Annotated in this window: 15 protein-coding genes; 13 read left to right on the forward strand and 2 right to left on the reverse strand. The window is 43.3% G+C overall.

From position 1 onward, the window contains the following. Window positions 1-81 precede the first annotated feature (81 nt). The 13 genes from GCHA_RS09900 (at window position 82) to GCHA_RS09960 (ending at window position 15291) form a co-directional block, all read left to right on the forward strand. Window positions 82-1218 (forward strand): ABC transporter substrate-binding protein, encoded by a 1137-nt coding sequence (locus tag GCHA_RS09900; RefSeq protein WP_007987721.1) that lies wholly within the window; start codon window positions 82-84, stop codon window positions 1216-1218. A gap of 26 nt (window positions 1219-1244) precedes the next feature. Next, window positions 1245-2234 (forward strand): YVTN family beta-propeller repeat protein, encoded by a 990-nt coding sequence (locus GCHA_RS09905; RefSeq protein ID WP_007987722.1) that lies wholly within the window; start codon window positions 1245-1247, stop codon window positions 2232-2234. Further along, window positions 2231-3103, forward strand: coding sequence for an ABC transporter ATP-binding protein (locus tag GCHA_RS09910; RefSeq protein WP_007987724.1), 873 nt, complete (start codon window positions 2231-2233; stop codon window positions 3101-3103). The genes GCHA_RS09905 and GCHA_RS09910 overlap by 4 nt, the downstream gene beginning before the upstream one ends. Beyond that, a complete protein-coding gene (locus GCHA_RS09915) occupies window positions 3100-3876 on the forward strand; it encodes an ABC transporter permease (protein ID WP_007987725.1) in 777 nt (258 codons plus the stop codon). The genes GCHA_RS09910 and GCHA_RS09915 overlap by 4 nt, the downstream gene beginning before the upstream one ends. A 206-nt stretch (window positions 3877-4082) precedes the next feature. Further along, window positions 4083-6392 (forward strand): TonB-dependent receptor, encoded by a 2310-nt coding sequence (locus GCHA_RS09920; protein WP_007987727.1) that lies wholly within the window; start codon window positions 4083-4085, stop codon window positions 6390-6392. 140 nt (window positions 6393-6532) lie between these two features. Further along, on the forward strand, window positions 6533-8722 hold the full coding sequence (locus tag GCHA_RS09925) for a TonB-dependent receptor (RefSeq protein WP_007987728.1): 2190 nt from the start codon (window positions 6533-6535) through the stop codon (window positions 8720-8722). A gap of 102 nt (window positions 8723-8824) precedes the next feature. After that, window positions 8825-9865, forward strand: coding sequence for an ABC transporter substrate-binding protein (locus GCHA_RS09930; protein WP_007987729.1), 1041 nt, complete (start codon window positions 8825-8827; stop codon window positions 9863-9865). A 31-nt stretch (window positions 9866-9896) separates the two neighbouring features. Then, complete coding sequence (locus GCHA_RS09935; protein WP_233076168.1) at window positions 9897-10700, forward strand: ABC transporter permease; 804 nt, start codon at window positions 9897-9899, stop codon at window positions 10698-10700. Further along, window positions 10693-11433 carry an ABC transporter ATP-binding protein gene (locus GCHA_RS09940; RefSeq protein ID WP_007987731.1) on the forward strand — a complete coding sequence of 247 codons (741 nt, stop codon included), beginning with the start codon at window positions 10693-10695 and terminating at the stop codon, window positions 11431-11433. The genes GCHA_RS09935 and GCHA_RS09940 overlap by 8 nt, the downstream gene beginning before the upstream one ends. A gap of 35 nt (window positions 11434-11468) precedes the next feature. Next, on the forward strand, window positions 11469-12791 hold the full coding sequence (locus GCHA_RS09945; protein WP_007987732.1) for a DUF3422 family protein: 1323 nt from the start codon (window positions 11469-11471) through the stop codon (window positions 12789-12791). A 191-nt stretch (window positions 12792-12982) separates the two neighbouring features. Next, window positions 12983-14140 (forward strand): porin, encoded by a 1158-nt coding sequence (locus GCHA_RS09950; protein ID WP_007987733.1) that lies wholly within the window; start codon window positions 12983-12985, stop codon window positions 14138-14140. 37 nt (window positions 14141-14177) lie between these two features. Further along, window positions 14178-14498, forward strand: coding sequence for an EthD family reductase (locus tag GCHA_RS09955; protein WP_007987735.1), 321 nt, complete (start codon window positions 14178-14180; stop codon window positions 14496-14498). 136 nt (window positions 14499-14634) lie between these two features. After that, entirely contained in the window at window positions 14635-15291 is a 657-nt protein-coding gene (locus tag GCHA_RS09960; protein WP_007987737.1) for a response regulator transcription factor, read from the forward strand. Here GCHA_RS09960 and GCHA_RS09965 read toward each other — a convergent pair. Together GCHA_RS09965 and nosP are read right to left on the reverse strand one after the other, a co-directional pair. After that, complete coding sequence (locus GCHA_RS09965; protein WP_007987738.1) at window positions 15288-17858, reverse strand: hybrid sensor histidine kinase/response regulator; 2571 nt, start codon at window positions 17856-17858, stop codon at window positions 15288-15290. The two genes, GCHA_RS09960 and GCHA_RS09965, sit on opposite strands and share 4 nt — an antisense overlap. Then, window positions 17855-19000 carry a nitric oxide-sensing protein NosP gene (nosP, locus tag GCHA_RS09970; protein WP_007987739.1) on the reverse strand — a complete coding sequence of 382 codons (1146 nt, stop codon included), beginning with the start codon at window positions 18998-19000 and terminating at the stop codon, window positions 17855-17857. Before nosP ends, GCHA_RS09965 begins: the two co-directional genes overlap by 4 nt. Window positions 19001-19163: the final 163 nt, after the last annotated feature.

Here is a 19163-nt window from a genome sequence, read left to right on the forward strand (position 1 = left end):
TTAGCGAAGGTGAAATTTGTGTGCGTAAAGCAGGTGTTTGCACGTATACCAAGCATTTTTTGCATAAGTAGTATGCTTTGCATGCTATTTTTTGCAGGGCAAACAATGGCGAACAATAACCCGCTTATTTTTAATGTGGATTATCTAAAGTTGTTAAAAGAGCCAGTGGTGACGTTTAATAATATCAATTCATTACCTGAAGACAGTGGAGTATCTGGCGCTAAGTTGGCTATAAGCGATTCAAACTCTACAGGTAAATTCATTAATCAAAAATTTTCATTGAATCAATTTGAATTTAACGACCCTAGTGACTTACTCAAACACGTTAAACAACAGTTTATTGTTGGTGTGTTTGTTTTTGTAATTAGTGGTGACAGTAAGGTGTTCAAGGCTCTAAATATATGGGCCAAAGACAAGCCTGTGCTCATTTTTAACGTTAGTGATCCCACGGATGACATGCGCCACAATCTATGTCTGTCTTCCGTACTGCATACCATTCCAAGCTATCGTATGAAGGCGGATGCATTAGCCCAGTGGCTAGTAGCAAAGCGTTTATCGAAGGTGTTACTGATCGCAGGGCAGAACAAAGCTGATAAAGACATAGCGGATGCTTTTTCTCTTGCAGCGCAGCGCTTCAGGCTTAAGATTATTGATAAAAAAATATGGGATTTTAATACAGATTTACGACGCAGCACTCAGCAAGAAGTCCCATTGTTTACGCAAACCTCACGTCCTTACGATGTGGTCTTTGTCGCTGATGGGCATAAGGATTTTGCCGAGTTTATTCCTTACAACACTTACCTTCCACGGCCGGTCATTGGTTCAGCTGGATTAGAAGCGCTTGCTTGGCATCGCGTAATTGAACAGTGGGGGGCGTCACAACTGCAAAGTCGCTTTACGAGAATGGCTGCACGAAGCATGAATGAATTAGATTTCAGTGCTTATTTAGCAGTGCGAACTTTAGCGCAAGCCGCACAACAAACAGGCTCAGGTAAGCCTAAAGACTTGGTTACTCATATACATTCTGACGCGTTTGAATTGGCTGCTTATAAAGGGCGCAAGCTTAGTTATCGACCTTGGAATGGACAGTTAAGAATGCCATTGGCTTTGGTGCAGCCAAATGCATTTGTATCACAATCGCCTCAAGCAGGCATGCTACATCCGAATAACGAACTTGATACCTTAGGTTTTGATGCGCCTGAAATGCGCTGCCACTGAGTACTCAATATGATTAGAGGTTAAGTATGAAAAAGAGCGCATTGAATATTAACCTAATGCTAGGAATGATAATCAGCTGTGGGTTTTTGGCTAACGTGAATGGCGAAGAACTGGCTTACGTTTCGAACGAAAAAGACAACACTGTTTCAGTGATAGGCGTCGAACAGTATAAAGTGCTGCGTAAATTCGAGGTCGGCCAGCGACCAAGAGGGCTAGTGTTGAATCATGACGGCACTATAGCTTATTTGTGTGCTAGTGATTCTGACAGTATCCAAATTATAGATTTAGTTCATGAGACTGTAGTGGGGGATTTGCCATCAGGGGAAGACCCAGAAACCATTGCGTTGCATCCCAATGGCAAAACAATCTATACGTCAAACGAAGATGACGCATTGCTGACCGTGATCGATATAGCGACGCGCCAAGTTGTTACCCAAATAGATGTGGGTGTCGAGCCAGAAGGACTTGCTGTGAGCCCTGACGGAAAGCTTGTGGTAGTCACCTCAGAAACAACCAATATGGTGCATTGGATAGACACTCAAACTTATCAAAATATTGATAATTCACTCGTTGGTGCGAGGCCAAGATCAGCAAAGTTTTCCCATGATGGCAAGCAACTCTGGGTCAGTTCTGAGATTGGCGGAACGCTGAGTGTGTTTGATGTAAATACAAGAAAGATAGTCCATGAATTTGGCTTTGAGATCGCTGGTGTACACCGCGACAAAGTGCAACCGGTAGGAGTTGAACTAAGTCGTGATGGTCAAACCGCATTCGTTGCACTTGGGCCTGCAAACCATGTGGCCGTTATTGATGTCGCTAGCATGAGCATTGAACAATATTTATTGGTGGGTAGGCGAGTTTGGCAATTAGCCTTTAATCACGATCAAAGTAAGTTACTAACCACCAATGGCGTAAGCGGAGACGTGTCGGTGATTGATGTAGTAAAACGTAAGGTGACTCATTCTATTAAAGTAGGGCGTTATCCCTGGGGCGTAGTCGTTAGCGGTGCACCATGAGTGAGTCGATAGGCGAGAGCCGTAACCAAGCTAGCCATAATATGTTTGAAAGTAGATCGTCAAATCAGTATGGGAATAGTGCCGGTATTGAGGTGCGAAATTTGTCTTACCATTATGGGAAAATGCAAGCGCTCGATGCCGTGAGCCTAACCCTGTCAAATGGTATCAATATGCTGCTAGGGCCAAACGGGGCAGGCAAAAGTACCTTATTTTCATTGCTCACCGGTTTAAAGACTACCTCGCGACATAACGTCAAGGGCGTACGTATAAAAACAAGCACAAAGGGAGCTGCACCTAAGCCTACCTGTGAAATCAGCGTTCGCGGCGTGAATCTGCAAAACACACGTACGGATATTATGCGCTCCATGGGAGTAGTGTTCCAGCAAAGCACCTTAGACTTAGACTTAACCGTTCAACAAAATTTGTTATATCACGCGTCTTTACATGGTATTTCCCCTAAAACTGCACTGCGAAATATTGAAGATGTATTGCTTACGTTATCGCTGAATAACAAGCTAAATGCAAAAGTCAGAAGGCTAAACGGTGGCCATCGTCGACGCGTAGAGTTAGCCCGTGCCTTGCTGCATAAGCCGAGTGTGCTGCTACTTGATGAGCCTACAGTAGGGCTTGATATAGAAAGCCGAGCATTGATCATTAAACATGTGCGTACATTGACCGAGCGTGAAGGGTTGTGTGTGCTATGGGCAACACACCTTATGGATGAAGTCACCTCAGCAGACAACTTAATTGTACTGCACGCTGGGCAGGTTAAAGCACAAGGGATCAGCAATAAGTTATGTGCGCATTATCAGGTAGGTTCTGTCGCTGAGTTATACCGCCAATTAACCGCCAACATGGAGGCGCTATGACACCAATGACCTATTTGTACTGCATGAATGGCATCGTTAAGCGTGACGTTTTACGTTTCTTACAACAAAAAACTCGCTTGTTGAGTGTATTGGTGCGCCCACTGTTGTGGCTAGTGGTCTTCGCTGCTGGGTTTCGCTCCGCATTGGGGATTTCAATCATGGAGCCCTACAGCACTTATATCACGTATCAGCAGTACATTACGCCTGGGCTCGGTGGCATGATTATCTTATTTCATTGTATGCAAAGCTCTCTATCCATGGTGTACGACAGGGAAATGGGCAGTATGAAAGTGTTGCTTATGAGCCCATTACCTCGACCGTTTTTGCTGTTTAGTAAACTTGTAGCAGGTGCGATTTTGTCAACTTTTCAGGTGCTTATTTTTTTATTAATCACGCGATTGGTAGGAGTAGAAATAGAGCTTATGGGATACGTATATGCCGTACCAGCAATATTCTTGATTGCGTTTTTCCTCAGTGCCCTAGGCTTAATGCTGGCTAATCTTATCACGCAGTTAGAGAACTTTGCAGGCGTGATGAACTTTGTGATCTTTCCAATGTTTTTCTTATCCAGTGCGCTCTATCCGTTATGGAAGATGCAAGAAGCCAGTATGGTGCTGTTTTTGATCTGTCAGTTTAATCCATTTACTCACTGCGTTGAACTGCTTCGCTTTGCTTTGTATGGGCAGGTAAATGAAATTGCATTAGGTGTTGTGTTTACTAGTGCGATACTCGCTTGTTCTATTGCACTCATTACATTTCGCGGTCGAAGTTAGAAACACGTTACTTTTAGAAGTGAGGTGGCGCTTACTTTGGCAGGAATAGTCTCCTACTTTGGAAGGACTATAAAGAATGAATGTTATATAACATACTGATTGTAATGGGTTATTTTATGTTTTGCGCTTCTTGGCGTAAGTTGTAGCCAAAGCAACTATCCGATAATTTCTTTGCAGAAGTAATTAACAACGCAAAGGGATTGAGGATGAAGTACGTAATCGTAGTTGGCGTAATGTTAAGTTTTGAAGGTATGGCAAGTGAAATTGCCAGTCTTGAAACGATCAGTGTATTTGGTCAAAACCCTCTTTTTAGTGAGCATAATACCACTAGCATCATTGGCAGTACTCAAACTATCAGCGCTGAGGAATTAGCGAAAAGTAATGCGCTATCGCTGTCGCAACATATGAAAAACCGCTTAACCAGCGTGCATATAAATGATGTTCAGAACAATCCGTTTCAACCTGACGTGCAATATCGTGGGTTCACTGCGTCACCACTTTTAGGGTTACCGCAGGGCATTTCTTTGTATCTAAACGGGATACGCTTTAACGAGCCATTTGGCAATACCGTCAATTGGGATCTTATTCCCTTTGCAGCGCTTGAAAGTGTTGCCCTATATTCAGGCTCTAATCCTAGCTTTGGGCAGAATACTTTAGGTGGCGCGTTAGATATGCGGGTGAAAAATGGTTTTACCTTCGAGCGTAATGAGCTGGACTTGCAAATTGCCAGTTTCGGTCAACGCCAAGCAACGCTACAAAGTGGCGGTAACAATGGCCCTTGGGGCTATTACGTGGCAATTAATCGTTTAAGTGAAGACGGCTGGCGAGACTTTTCAAACAGCGATTTAAAGCAGCTTTTAACCACATTAACCTACCAAGGCGACACCCATCACCTTGAGTTATTCGTTGCTGCCAACGATAACGCGCTGACCGGCAACGGTGCAGTACCAGAAGACTTACAAGCCGCAGAGGGGTACGACGCTGTTTATACTTACCCTGATAAAACTGAAAACGACCATCGCATGTTTGCGCTTAGCAGCGAATCTGCGTTAGGCAACGGTTTTACTCTGCGAGCCAACAGTTATTACAGACGTAATAATATTGATACGACTAATGGCGACGACAGCGATTATGAAGAGTGTGAGTTTAATAATGTTGTTACCTTGTGCGAAGAAGAAGACGACGACGTAGAGCGCGTCGAGTTTGTGGGTTATGCCCCAGAGATAAGCTTCAGTGATATTTCTGATTTAGACCCAGATGATATTGATGGTACGTTGAACCAAAGCGCCACTGAAAACAAGAGTTATGGCTTAGCTGTACAGCTTATGCACAGTAAAAAAACGACGTATTTTGAGCATGAATGGGTCATTGGCGGGGGAGTCGATCACGCTGACATCGATTTTATAAGCGACACTGAATTCGGTATTTTGCACAACAGTACGCCTGAAGATGATCGCTCGGTATCCCCTACAGGTTTTTTTGACAGTGAATCTCAAGTGAGACTAGGCGTAAAAACTTACGAACATTATCTTTATTCAGGCTACTCATTACGCTTTGGTGAGCGCTGGTTATTCAGTATTTCTGGTCGCTATAACGACAGTAAAATATCTATGCATGACCGAATAGATGTAGGGGAAGGCTCATTAAACGGTGAACATCATTTCAATCGATTCAATCCTGCACTTGGAGTTCAATATTCGATTTCCCCCGATTGGGATGTTTCATTAAGCTATAGCGAATCTTCACGCATGCCAAGTCCTGCCGAGTTAAGCTGCGCCGATGAGGACGACCCATGTAAATTACCCAATGGTTTCGTGGCCGATCCGCCACTGAACAAAGTTGTTGCTAAAACTATCGAAGCTTCTGTTGATTATCATACTGACGCCAATACGTTAACCGCTACTTTGTATCGTACTAAGAGCGTTGACGATATTATTTTTCAACAGGCTGGCGTGACGCAGTCTGAGGGATACTTCATCAACGTAGACAAAACCAATCGCCAAGGGGCAGAGCTATCTTATCTGTATCAGCAAGATAATCTGGTTCTTGGGGCAAGTTATAACTACTTAGACGCTACATTTGAATCCGAATTTATTACCTTCAGTCCAAATAACCCCTTGGGAGGGGGACGTCAAGTTGAGCCTGGAGACACAATACCCGGCCAGCCTCAGCATCAAGTGAAAATGCACACCAGTTGGACATTAAACGAAGTACTAACATTAGGCGCTGAATGGTTGCTTTCGTCATCGTCATATTATCGAGGAGATGAAGCAAACGAAAACAAAAAGTTACCATCCTACGCCGTTGCTAATGTGTATGCGAATTACCAAGTCAGTGAGTCCGTGCAACTTTCGGTGCGTATCGATAATGCCTTTGACCGCCAATACAATACCTTTGGAACCTACGGTGAGCCAGATGAGGTGTTGGAAGATGTACACCCAGAAATTGATGAGGCGTTTTTTGTAGGTCCAGGCAGCCCGCGCCGAGTAACGGCGAATGTTCAGGTGCAGTTTTAATGTCTAAGCAGAGTGATATTTTTCGAAAAACTCGCCTTCCCGCCACAATTGACGAGAGTAGTCATACTAAAGAAGGAAGGATTATAGAGAGGGCGAGCAATAGCATTGAACATACATTATCGAATACTTTGAGAATTGTGATGTTTCGAAAGTCAGTAAAAAAATTATACTCTGTTTTCCCAATTTCTCTGCTAGTCGTCGCAAGCTGGGCAGAGGCATTTGATTTAAATGCAGATGCTGCGCAAACAAATAAAACCAAAGAAGGAATGCATGCATCATCAAATTCAGCTTCTGAGCTACCTGACGTCATTGTTGTCACTGGCACGCGTCAAGCGGAAAACCTTTTAACACTAAGTGGCAATTTAGTACGCATATCACACGAAGACATTCGCACTGTGAACTCAGTTTACCCGAGCGATTTACTCAATCGTGCCACAGGCGTGTACGTACAAGCCAACAATGGAATGGAGTCTTTGCCTTCTCTGCGCTCTCCCGTGGTGACAGGACCTGGTGCGGGGGGGGCTTTTTTATTTTTAGAAGACGGTATTGCAACACGGGCCGCGGGATTTGCCAACAATAATGCTTTATCGGAGCTTAATTTAGCGCAAGCGCAAGAAGTAGATATTGTGCGTGGTCCAGCAAGTGCAATTTATGGTTCGAACGCGGTTCACGGTGTAGTGAATGTGATTAATCGAGCGGTACAGGACGGCGACGATATATCCTTGCTACTTGGTCCAAATGAGCACTACCAAGTACAAGGTAGTGTCGGTAATGATTTCGGCGACCATGGCTTAATTTTCAATACTCAATTGATAGACAATGGTGGATACCGTGACAACAGTGGTTTTACTTCAGCCAAAGTGGGGCTACGCCATGAATACAAAGATGAACAAGATGCAATAACGACCAGTGTTTCAGGCTTTGTACTTGACCAAAACACCGCTGGTTTTATTGCTTCTGGCGACAATGGTGAGGGGTGTTTTGAATCGACATACGCAGATAACCGCTTGTTTAAAGACACTCAAGCAATGGAAAAAAACTGCGAAGAGGATTCTTTTCGAAAGTGGTCATCACTGCGCGTAGCTAGCAAGTGGCAACGCACCTTGTCTGATGCTACGTATTTCGTACTTACACCTTACGCTCGAACAAACGATATGGAATTTCGCCAGCACTATTTACCCTCTGAAGCGATAGAAGAAAATAGCCACTCCAGCATTGGCTTAACCAGCAGTTATCACTGGCAATTCGACCCGAGCTTGGCGCTTGTTTTAGGGGCCGATGTAGAGTGGACCTCAGGCGAACTAACTGAAACCCAACAAAAGGCCAGTACCTTTAGCTTTGGCAAAGCGCGCCAGCAAGGGGCTCACTACGACTATGAGGTTGATGTAGTTATTTTAGCACCTTACGTTCAAGCGGACTGGCAATACAGCCAAGCGTTAAGTATGTCTGCCAGTGTGCGTTTTGATAGTACTCATTACGATTATGAAAACCGACTCGCTGATGGTACCACCCAGGCTGACGGTACCCCATGTGTTAACGGTAACAATGAGCCTGTCGCGTGCTTGTATCAGCGCCCAACTGATAGTAAAGATGATTTCGATAACGTTAGCAGTAAGGTGGGGGTTAATTATCTGCTGGATGAAAACGTCGCGCTTTTTGCTGCTTGGTCTCAGGGGTTTCGAGCGCCGCAAACCACAGACTTGTACCGCATTCAAAACCAGCAAGAAGTGGGACAAATTGAATCAGAAAAAATCACCAGTCAAGAATTAGGGCTAAGAGGGCTAGCCAACAATATTAATTTTGAGCTGGTGGCATTTTATATGACCAAAGATCATTTCTTTTTTAGAGATGGAGATGGTTTAAATGTAACTGACGCTGAAACATCTCACAAAGGATTGGAGGCCGGCATTGATTATTCGTTACTTAGTAATCTATCTATTGCGCTTAATTACACTTACGCGATTCATCAATACGAATCAGAACATGCTAATAGCGGGGTACGCAGAGGAAACGATATTGATACGGCTCCACGTCAATTGGGAAATGTGCGTCTCGCGTGGCAGGCAACTAAAGACACATCTTTGGAGCTTGAATGGGCGCATGTGGGGAGCTACTACCTAGATCCATCGAATGACCATGAATACGAAGGGCATAACTTATTGCAACTGCGGGGTCAATTCGCGCTGTCAGATAAGATTCGTCTACTAGCGCGGCTGGAAAATGTACTTGATGAACGATATGCCAGCCGAGCTGATTATGCATTTGGCTCATACCGCTACTTTGGTGGGCAACCTAGGGCTATTCATTTGGGTATAGAGGCGAGGTTTTAAATTTTGTTTATGCATCATATTTTTATGGCCGCATACCTCAGCGCAAAAATGCTAATCGAGATGAATGCGCAACTTTTTCACTCAGTAGGATGGGAGTAGAGCATGTTTAAGTCTGTAGAAATAAGACGTGCACTGGTCTTTGGCTTGGTGGTTGTCGCGCTCGCATTAAGCATGAAAGCGTTCGCCAAAAAGGTACCAAATGTGAGATTAGGTGTGCTGAAATACGGTACGGTCAATTGGGAAGTGGATGTGATTAAGCATCACAATCTGGACCAAAAATACGGATTTAACTTAGACGTTCTTTCCTTAGGGAGTAAAAACGCATCTGCGGTGGCGCTGCAAAGCAATGCGGTTGACATAATTTTAACCGATTGGTTATGGGTGAATCGCCAGCGCGCCAGTGAAAAAGACTTTAGCCTTTTTCCTACGTCGATTGCCACAGGTGGTTTATATGTTACAAATGACTCACCCGCTAAGGACGTTCGCGATTTAGCGAACAAAAGAGTCGGTATTGCTGGCGGCGAGGTGGATAAAAACTGGTTATTACTGCAAGCATACTCTCAGGCTCAATACGGTTTTGACATAAAAAATCTTGCCCAAGCTAGTTTTATGTCACCTGTTTTACTTAACGTACTTATGCTTAGAGGGGAGCTTGATGGTGGGATTAATTTTTGGCATTACGGCGCGCGTTTAAAGGCCGAAGGGTATAAATTACTGGTTACTGTACCTGAGATGCTACAAGCCCTAGACATTGAAAACGATGTCCCTCTGCTAGGCTGGGCATTTAAAAAGCCTTGGGCAGATCGGCACGCAAAGAGTGTAAAAGGCTTCCTGCAGGCCTCCTTGGAAGCAAAGCAGATCCTTTATTCGTCGGATGAAGAATGGAAGCGAATTCGTGCTTTGACCAAAGCGGAAAATGACACCGTTTTTGCTAGTTTAAAAAACGAATACCGTGGAGGAATACTACACCAATTCGGCCCTCAGGAGTTAATGGCAACAAAACAGATATTTAATGTATTGGCCAAGCATGGAGGCCATAGTTTAGTCGGCAAGGCAACACACCTAGATACGCAAACGTTTTACACACTCGACCAGAGTCTAATGACTTGGATCCCGGCGGTTAAAGATGAAAACGCTCCATGACGTTTCATTACACGTCGCTAGCAAGTCTGTAATGAAAAAGCTGCTTTTTGCACGAGTCTTGCCCGTGTCGCTTGTTACTCACGAGGCGACTAGCTGGTTATTTTCACGTTTAGTAAAGTTACTAGCCGTTGGTATCATTTGGCAGACGATCGCGTGGCTTGTGGCAAGTCCTGATTTTCCAAGTTGTATTGCGGTCCTTAGCAGTATTCATTTTCATATCACGCAAGGAGAAATGCTGTTAAATCTTTGGGTTACGCTTAAACGCGTGGCCGTCAGTTTTGTTATTTCTATGCTCTTAGGCGTGCTAATTGGTGTGCTAATGGGAACCTATACCAGATTTAACAAATTGACCGATACAGCACTGATTATCGCCTTAAACGTCCCGGCGTTAGTGACCATTTTGTTGTGCTACATTTGGTTTGGTTTAGTGGAAAGTGCTGCTATTGCGGCGGTGGTACTAAATAAAGTCCCGACGGTTGTGGTAATGATACGCGAAGGGGCGAGGGTAGTGGATAGTGATCTATTGGCAGTGGCGAAAGTTTATAGATTGTCACCTTGGCGCACTTTCCTCAAGGTGTTCTTACCGCAACTTTATCCGTTTATCATGGCATCTGCTCGTTCAGGGCTGTCTTTAATTTGGAAAATTGTCTTAGTTGTTGAGTTGCTTGGGCGAAGTGACGGAGTGGGCTTCGCATTAAACACCCAATTTCAGTACTTTGATATTACGGGTATTTTGGCTTACACATGTGCTTTTATCAGCATCATACTGTGCGTTGAAGCGGTTGTTTTTCGACCTATTGATAAACTTATTGCTCGGGGCGGTGTGCGTGGCTGAAATTAACGTTCGTATCGAAAATAAGCAGTACGTTTATGGCACCAGTGTACTAGAGCATATTGAATTTGATCTAGCTTCTGGGGAGTTTATGGCGATTGTCGGCCCTTCAGGATGCGGTAAAACCACCGTCCTTAACATGATAAGTGGCATTGAACCAAGTAAATCGGGTAGCGTTATATTGGATGGTGAGCCTTTAAATACTCAAACTAGCACTCGAATTGGTTATATTTTTCAACAACCTAGGTTAATGCCTTGGTTAACCGTTGAGCAAAACTTAACGTTAGTTAAACCAAGTGTTGATCTAGACACTATCAGTGAGTTACTAAAGAGCGTAGGGTTAGAGGGGAAACAGGATTGCTACCCCCGTACTTTGTCTGGAGGAATGCAGCGAAGAGTCAGTATTGCTCGTGCATTTCTGATCAACCCTAAGTTGTTGTTACTTGATGAGCCATTTAATTCACTAGATGCACCGACTGCGGCGCGCCTGCGTTTACTCTTAATGCGATTTTGTCAACGTCACAAGTGCAGTGTGATTTTTGTCACCCACGACTTACAAGAGGCTGTGTATCTGGCCGATAGAATTCTATTTTTAAGTCAGCCACCCAGTCGAATAGTCCATCAGGAATCAGTAAGAATTGCTCGCCCTCGCACCGAGTCTGGTGTTGATGAGCTCAGTTGGCAAGCCGCTCTTTTGGCAAAGTACCCGAACTTACTCGCGGGTAGCGTCATTTGATGCGTAGATATTGAACAAACAAAGAAGTCACCAGAATGACGATACAACTTACAAAAGACGCTGTCTCCCAAGGTAATCAAAATAAGCCTCGTCTATGGGTGTCTGAAACGCGACAAAGTTTGAGTCAAGAATTACATAATCGACCCAGTGTGCAAATTGATATTGGTACGAGTATAAGTCACATCGCAGTGCGAATTACCCAAGACCAGCGAGCGCAGGAATTTCAGCAACTATGCTCCTTGTGTGCACGTTACAATGCTCCGCCTCCAGAGCCAGATGCTTGTTGTTATTACCAGCATTTCACTGGTTTTGAGATCCGCTGGGAACGGCATTTAGAGTTTTCTAATTATACTTTTATCAGAAATGGTAGTAGTCAAAGATTGTTTGATAGTTTCGCCATAGAGTTTATTCCCCAGCAATGGTTTGATGAATTAGTAGGGGAGCTTGTCAGTGCTGTGAACGTGATTCTAAGTGCTAAACCACCCAGTGAAGAGCTCCTGTGTCAGGCCTTCGAAAGTTACCAAGTTTTTGGTAGCAATGTATCTAGTGGGCGAGCTAATGTGTTTACTTCTTTTCGAATACACAGTGATGGTTTTTCTCGGGTGTATATTGAGTCATCTGCTTTAAATACCTATCAGGCTGGGCGTTTGGTACAGCGACTGCTGGAAATTGAAACCTATCAAATGATGGCACTGTTAAGTTTACCTATCGCTAAAGCGTTGTCATCTGAGGTGACACAAATAGAGCAGCGCTTAATGGGAATCAATCAAAGCATGGCAAGCCTTGACGGTTTTGATGACAAAGAAATGCTGACAGCATTATCGCATTTAGCAAGTCAAACTGAGCAAATACTAGCTGATATTAGTTATCGCTTTAGCGCCACAAATGCATATTACGATTTAGTTTGCTCGCGCATTGCTCAGCTCAAAGAACAAGAGATCAGCAATAAAGAACGCTTGAGTGAATTTGTTACACGCAGGCTAAGCCCTGGTGTCAAAACATGTCAGGCGTTAACACGTCGCTTAGATGCACTAGCTTGTCGCATAGAGCGGGCGAGTGGTTTACTGCAAACCCGAGTTGACCTGTCAATTGAGCAACAAAATCAAAAACTACTTGCGGCGATTAATCAAAGAGGCGAGGTGCAGTTGCGATTGCAGCAAGTAGTAGAAGGTGTGTCGATTGTCGCCATTGTTTACTATTCCATGAGTTTACTTGATTACGTATTAAACGCCCTCGCATCGATTGATTTGGCGTTGAACGAAACCTTAGTTAAAGGGGCCGCCGTCCCGGTTTTACTGGTATTTACGTGGCTCGTGATGCGTTTCTTTATACGGGTTATCAAAAAACAAACTGGCTAACTTTCTCCGGCTTATTCTCAACGTATCGCGGTGAGAGGATAGTTGTGCTTTTTCAGCATTTCCCTCCTTAAGTACTAGTTCTTTTTTATCATCCTAAATAATGCGTGATTTCGTTACCTCGTCGAATTCTTTAGCTGTGCCGGTATTTATATGATCCCGTTGAACGATAACAAAAAATGGGAAACACAATCATGAACCAATTAATGAAATTTGGACTCTTGTCAGCGACGATCGCAAGTTCATTCAGTGCAGTGGCTAAAATAGAAGTTTACGAAAATGATGGTTTGAGTTTTAGCGCAGACGGTTTGGTTAACGCCTTCTATTCTAATAGTTCAATTGAAACTACTGATGCTGCAGGTGTTGGTACAGACAGAGACCAGTCGCGTGTGCGAATGGGCTTTTTACCGAATAATGTAGGTTTCAACTTTTCTAATCAGTTGTCAGATATGAAAATTGAGATGCGCTCGTCATTTTGGGTCTCCATTAATGACACCGATAATAATCGCGACGCATCGCCTGCTGATTTGGGAACGGGGTCATTAATTGATGTGCGCCAATTTTATGCGACTGTTAAGGCGGATTGGGGGGAAATACTCATAGGTAAAGATTTCGGGTTATTTAATCGCGCGAACATATTAAATGATGAATTATTGTTAGGTTTTGGTCAAACGTCTGACTTTTTTGGCTTAGTCGATGGCGGTAATGTGTCCTTCGGTAACATCAGTACGGGTTACACCTATCCATTCCCTAAGGCCCAAATTACCTATCGCTCACCTGAATTCAATGGTTTTAAAATTGCGGTGGGCCTAATGGACCCTAACAAGGTTTCTTCTGACTCATCTGAAGACTTACCTCGGTTTGAAGCTGAGTTGATGTACAACTCAACTTTTGACAATGGCTCATTTAAAGCATGGTTGAGCGGTGTTAGCCAATCTAGTGAAGTTGACGGTGTAGAACAAGATCAATCTGGAGTCGGATATGGCGCAAATGTTAAATTCGCGGGTATAGCACTAACTGCGTCTGGCTATAGCACCAAAGGGTTAGGGCACGTTGCTGGGCTTGATCAAATAGTAGGGCCTGAGGTTATTGAAACCGACGGTATGCTGTTGCAGGCATCTTACACCTTGGCAGATCACAGGTTCGTGATGACGTATGGGCGAACTGAAGTAGAAAATACCAACAGCGATTTGGATGCTGAACATGAAAATACAGGGCTAGCCTACTTCAATAGTATTCGTCCTGGACTAACGGCTGTGCTGGAATATAACCATACCGAAGCAAACGTAACGGACTCTTTGGTGGGAGAAGATAACGATACAATTTCTATTGGCGCTGTGGTGACATTTTAAGCTGAATTTAATAGCAATGGACTCAAAAGTGAGCATAATGCAAAGTGTAAAATTAATGGTGCTGTATCCACAGCCAAAAGACAAAGAAACGTTTGAGCGCGATTATGTTTCGCATTTAGCGTTGTTCCATCAAAAGTTGGGCATTTCTCAAACAGGTGAATTGCCCTACACAGTCACTAAATTTTGTGCGGTGGGAGATGAAATAACCAAGTATTATCAGCTATTTACCATGGTTTTTAGTTCGATCGAGGAATTGCAGCACACACTTGCTAGTGAAGAAATGCAAATTGTAGCAAGTGACGCAGTACGTATTTCAACTGGCGGGGCGCCGAGCATTTTAATCGGAAAAGAAAATTAAATCGAAAGTGTTATTACGTAGAGCAGTAAAATGACATATTTTACTGCCTTTTCGTGTTAAAAAACTGTTAATTTTAAGTGGGTTGTGGGGCATAAATAAGGTAGAATATTTTATTTAAAACATAGTGTTAAGCGTCATGTATAAATTTCTAGTTGCTGATGATCACCCATTGTTTCGTGAAGCGATAATCAATACGATTAGTTCTGCGTTTCCAGGCTCTTCGACCTATGAAACAGAAGACATTGAATCAACGCTTGAGTTAATTAAAAGTAATGATGAAATTGATTTGATTCTATTGGATTTGAACATGCCGGGCATGACAGGGCTCAATGGTTTACTTGATGTTCGAAATGAATGCCCCACCACACCAGTGGTTATTGTGTCTGCAGAAACCGAAAAGCAGAAGATACTACAAACGCTTTCCTATGGTGCCGTTGGCTTTATTGCTAAATCTTCATCCAAAAAAGTAATAGGCGAGGCGATTCAGAGTGTTTTTGAAGGAAATGTATATTTACCGCCAAATATAATGCGCTCTCAAACGGTTGATAACCAAACAAATGAATGTGAAATATCACCCGAAAAAATATCGCTATTAACTCGCCGAGAACTGATCGTGTTAAAGCATTTAACTAAGGGCGAAGCAAATAAGCAGATTGCTTACAACCTACATATTTCAGAGACAACCATTAAGTCCCATGTGTCATCTATCCTTAAAAAACTAGGCGCCACAAATCGTGTAAAAGTAGTGGTAGGCTGTGGTGATATTGATTTTAACCAATATCTGAAACGTTAAGCTTTTCGTAAGAGATAAAGCATTGATGTTTTCAGTTTCATGGGTTTTACCGGCTTATTGAGCAATAATATTTTGCTGTTTTTGATCTCATTTTTAAGTGATTGGCTGTAATTGGCCGTGATCATTATGGTGGGTAGGGCGGTTCGCCGAATTTGATTAATATGCTGAGCTACATCTAGACCTAATTCACCATCATTTAAGTGATAATCAACCATTAGAATATCTACCTTATCGTAGGCAATATCTACCTTGTCTTTTAATTCATTTAAGCTAACCGCTGTAATTATTTTGCAACCCCAACCTGCAAGTAGACGCGACATCCCTTCGCAAACACTTATGTCGTTATCGACCAACCATATTCGGTAATTTGAAAAATCTGTTGGATTGACCGCAAACTGCGTTGAGGTCAATGGCTTTAGAGGTTCGAGTGTGGCAGCAATAGGCACAGAAACAGAGAATACTGAGCCCTTACCTAATTCAGAATGTACGTTTATTTTATGCCCTAATACCGAGGCTATTTTATCCACAATAGCCAATCCCAAACCGAGCCCGTTTCCAAATGCACTTTGTGAAGATTTTAAACGTTTAAATTCTTTAAAAATTTCAGAGAGTTGATTTTGGGCAATACCGGAGCCAGTATCCCATACTTCTAATGTAACGTGCTCGCCACGACGTCTGCAGCCTAACAAAACTTTACCCTTCGCGGCGTAACGAAAAGCATTAGACATAAAATTGCGCAGAATACGAGCAAGCAAAACGCTGTCGCTATACACCATGATATGTGATGGGACGTAGCGTAACTCAATGTTGTATTGACTGGTTGCCTGTTGGTATTCATTAGCCAGGTTGTCTAGCAACTCAGAGAGCTTAAATGTTCCTTTGTCCGCTTTTACCACACCGGCATCTAACTTTGATATATCAATAAGCGTGCTGATTAAATTCTCTAAATCATCAAGTGAGTTGGTTAATGAATTCACCACAGGAAAAGATTCCGTATTTATCAGTGTATCAGCTAGTGAACTGGTAAACAGTTGAGCTGCATTAAGGGGTTGCAGTAGATCGTGACTAACCGCGGCAAGAAATTTTGTTTTCGAAATATTCGCAAACTCAGCTTCTCGTTTAGCGTTCGTTAGATTCACTTGAGCTATGCGGCGTTCTTCTGCTTCAATCAGCAGTTCATCATTTAAGTTTTTGAGTTGAGATGTTCGTTCAGCCACGCGAATTTCAAGCTGGTCATGGGCTTTTTGTAATGCGACGGCATTGCGTTTACGTTCAGTAATGTCTCTGACCAAAACGAAGAAACCCTGCACATGGCCTTCACCATTTCGGTTAGGTACGTAGGATTTTAGTAGGTATCTAGCTTCCCCAGCGTGATTATTTTCAGCAATCTCAAAGCTCAGACTTTCCCCTTTGAGCGCGCGCTCAATGTACGGGCGAAGCTGGCTGTAATCTGAATCGACCCGGCTATCTTTTATCGATTCGCCATCCAAACTCCCCTGGGGCCAACCATACCAGTCTACATAGACTTGGTTGGTAAATTGAAACTTTAAATCGCTGCCAATGTAGGCGATCATAGCAGGTACATTATCGGTAATAAGCCGTAGCCAACGTTCGTTTTTCTCTAGTGATTCGGCATAACGGTGCCTAACCGTGATATCGGTGTAGGTTTTGATCAATTTACCGTTGATTAACCTGTGGTCTCGGATTTCCAATACGGTTCCGTTGGATAACGTCTGAACATAGTAGCCATCTTTATTTCTTGGTCGCTCACTGAGCTCTAATTCAGTCAAATTAGTTAAGTGTTGAAAGTACGGCATGGAACGTAGTTGGTTAGGAGAAAGCTGACTCATTTGTACAAATCGGTTATTCCAGACCTCAATTTGATTCGAACTGCTGATCATCACAACCCCTTGGGACAAGTTGTCTATTAATCCTTGCAGTAGCATCGATTTTTGGATCATGCCTTGTTCATAGCGGGCTGTTTCAGCAACTTTGATATCAGTAATATCGGTGTACAACATTACCCAACCACCTTCACTTGTGCGTCGCTCATTCAGCTGAAACCAGCGCCCATCTGCCAATTGATATACTGGGCTACTTTGTTCACCACCTGGACTTGCACGTCGTATCATACCGCTAGATTTTGCACGATCTTTTAAATCGTTGAAGTTGGCACCTTCTTGGATGGATAAGCCGGTTTTACCCCAGAACGTTGCAAAGTTTGAATTCTGCAACAATATGAGGCCGTCACTATCGAGTAATACAAATGCTTCAGATATGCTTTCGATCGCATCAATAAAACGTTGCTTAAAAATATTAGCGTCTTCGTTTGCTTGCTTAAGTGCACGGTGGCTGTACTCTACTTCTGCCAACGTTTCATTTAAAATTTGGGTCTTTTCTCTGACCTGTTCTGCTAAGTGCACAGAATGTTCAAATGCTGCGTAGGGGGCGTATTGATTGCCTCCGCCTTGTTCTACACGGGAAATGAGCGCATCGTTGATTTTTCTTAATTTAGTGTTTTCAGCCCGTAATTGGGCGATTTCTTGCAGCAGCTCTTGTTCACTCATTTGCTAACTCCGGCGATGAACACGCCGGTAAACGTTTGATTGAGATGGGTACCATCAATATGTTCACCGTAGGTGTTAAATCCACGAATGTTATATCGTTGTTGTAGGGTTTTTGCTTCACCAAGTAGCTGGCGCTGCTCTATTTCAAGGCGGCGCAAGAAGCAGTCGCAAGTCAACACTAACTCAGGCTCACCATACTGAGATGTCATGCGGGTTAATTCACTGCTAAGAGACGCAAAAATATCGTCCATTACTACAGTGCTAAGCACTATTCCTACATCTACAGCACAGTAAAATATGAGGCTTAAGTCCGCTTCGTTCACTTTTTGAATGGAGCGAATATAGTATTTCCCGCCCACTTTAACGGCAAGAGGATGCAAAGCGAACAACTCAGGACTTAAGTCTTCAACTTTTACATTGAGCAGCCGGGCATATTCAAGTGCAGCGGGCTCGGCATTTAATTCGTATACGGTACGGCTGTCCGCATCGGCGGCGGTTACCACGACTTTACTGGTAGCGTATTTGATATGGTTGCTACTGAATACTTCAAAAGGACATGTTGTGTTGACCATTAAGACAATCGCCGCATTTTGATAAAACGACCCTTGGTAAAAAACATGTGTATTGGCTAGATGTATGTCGTCGCCAGCGGAACCCCCGAAGTGAGGAATGCCCCCAGCGGCAGAATTGAGCGTAACCAAAAATTGCTCTTCATCGGCAGATAATCCATCTAGCAGTGTCAATAGAAACGAGTTGTTTTTAATAGAAGCTATTTTTTTAACAAAGCAACTTTCGGTAAGCTTATTAACGGTTTCTTGAGCATCTATCAAACTGAAATTTTCCATTGATTCAACAATCTGAGCGCTAACGGCAAAATGAAAAGCGCTAAAACCAATGGCAATAATGGAATGCTGTTCGTAACCATTTGGGGTAATTTCACCTGCGGTCGTACAGCCGACTAGTTCAATACCAGTAAAGGTAGATGTCATGTGCTTTGCTAGGTTGTCTAAGGAGTATACAGATGAGCAGTAGAACAGCACGAACGCTATATCTGGGTCAGACAATTGTTGACGCAATTCTAGGCTGGCAATGGCCGGGTCAGTGGCGCGAGTGATGGCTGTTATTGTTTTTATATTTGACATTATGTATAGCCTTTTTTATATCTTATTAGATGAAATCTAGCATCGCGTTCTTATTGATCTGCCACTCATAATATAATGGGAAACTCGTTTTCCAAAGCGGATGAGTAGGGGATAGCTGCATATTTTAACCAGAGCTAAACACATACAAATATCTCAGGGATTG

Origin of the sequence: Paraglaciecola chathamensis S18K6 (assembly GCA_000314955.1) — a bacterium.
Lineage (GTDB): Bacteria > Pseudomonadota > Gammaproteobacteria > Enterobacterales > Alteromonadaceae > Paraglaciecola > Paraglaciecola chathamensis.

What these genes read in the sequence shown, in the direction of transcription:
- GCHA_RS09925 (WP_007987728.1), top strand. Translation starts at nt 6,533, where the DNA reads ATGTTTCGAAAGTCAGTAAAAAAATTATACTCTGTTTTCCCAATTTCT.
- GCHA_RS09950 (WP_007987733.1), top strand. Translation starts at nt 12,983, where the DNA reads ATGAACCAATTAATGAAATTTGGACTCTTGTCAGCGACGATCGCAAGT.
- nosP (WP_007987739.1), bottom strand. Translation starts at nt 19,000, where the DNA reads ATGTCAAATATAAAAACAATAACAGCCATCACTCGCGCCACTGACCCG.
- GCHA_RS09955 (WP_007987735.1), top strand. Translation starts at nt 14,178, where the DNA reads ATGCAAAGTGTAAAATTAATGGTGCTGTATCCACAGCCAAAAGACAAA.
- GCHA_RS09945 (WP_007987732.1), top strand. Translation starts at nt 11,469, where the DNA reads ATGACGATACAACTTACAAAAGACGCTGTCTCCCAAGGTAATCAAAAT.
- GCHA_RS09900 (WP_007987721.1), top strand. Translation starts at nt 82, where the DNA reads ATGCTATTTTTTGCAGGGCAAACAATGGCGAACAATAACCCGCTTATT.
- GCHA_RS09960 (WP_007987737.1), top strand. Translation starts at nt 14,635, where the DNA reads ATGTATAAATTTCTAGTTGCTGATGATCACCCATTGTTTCGTGAAGCG.
- GCHA_RS09910 (WP_007987724.1), top strand. Translation starts at nt 2,231, where the DNA reads ATGAGTGAGTCGATAGGCGAGAGCCGTAACCAAGCTAGCCATAATATG.
- GCHA_RS09965 (WP_007987738.1), bottom strand. Translation starts at nt 17,858, where the DNA reads ATGAGTGAACAAGAGCTGCTGCAAGAAATCGCCCAATTACGGGCTGAA.
- GCHA_RS09920 (WP_007987727.1), top strand. Translation starts at nt 4,083, where the DNA reads ATGAAGTACGTAATCGTAGTTGGCGTAATGTTAAGTTTTGAAGGTATG.
- GCHA_RS09930 (WP_007987729.1), top strand. Translation starts at nt 8,825, where the DNA reads ATGTTTAAGTCTGTAGAAATAAGACGTGCACTGGTCTTTGGCTTGGTG.
- GCHA_RS09935 (WP_233076168.1), top strand. Translation starts at nt 9,897, where the DNA reads ATGAAAAAGCTGCTTTTTGCACGAGTCTTGCCCGTGTCGCTTGTTACT.
- GCHA_RS09905 (WP_007987722.1), top strand. Translation starts at nt 1,245, where the DNA reads ATGAAAAAGAGCGCATTGAATATTAACCTAATGCTAGGAATGATAATC.
- GCHA_RS09915 (WP_007987725.1), top strand. Translation starts at nt 3,100, where the DNA reads ATGACACCAATGACCTATTTGTACTGCATGAATGGCATCGTTAAGCGT.